The organism is Candidatus Clostridium helianthi (genome assembly GCF_045310795.1).
GTDB lineage: Bacteria > Bacillota > Clostridia > Clostridiales > Clostridiaceae > Clostridium > Clostridium helianthi.
In genome coordinates, this window is record NZ_JBJIAB010000144.1 from 1 (window position 1) to 344 (window position 344).

Here is a 344-nt window from a genome sequence, read left to right on the forward strand (position 1 = left end):
TAATGGATTCACGTTCTTCTTTAATAGATACATACATAAAAATGTTAGTAAAAGCGGAACTAATCCTGGCATTAAGCTGTCTAGTACACTTTGAATAGTTGTAACTACTTCTTTTCCATCAGCTTGTGTATATTTAGAGAGAACAAAAGGTATATTAACAGTTGTCCATTTTGAAACAAGACCACCTATAACAAGTAATCCAAGTACTGAAGCACCTTCTGTAAGATATCTAAGTTTATTTCCTCCCATATCAGCAACTAATTGAGTTCCTTTTTCATATCCATAGAACATTCCATACCAGTTTGTTGCAAGTCTTATTGCATTGAATCCTATGAAGAAAATTA

At 32.3% G+C, this 344-nt stretch carries 1 protein-coding gene; it reads right to left on the minus strand.

Going from position 1 to position 344, the window contains the following annotated elements; all coding sequences use genetic code 11:
- The coding region (locus ACJDTP_RS27555; protein WP_406763019.1) for a PTS system mannose/fructose/sorbose family transporter subunit IID at positions 1-344 on the minus strand (344 nt) is incomplete at both ends.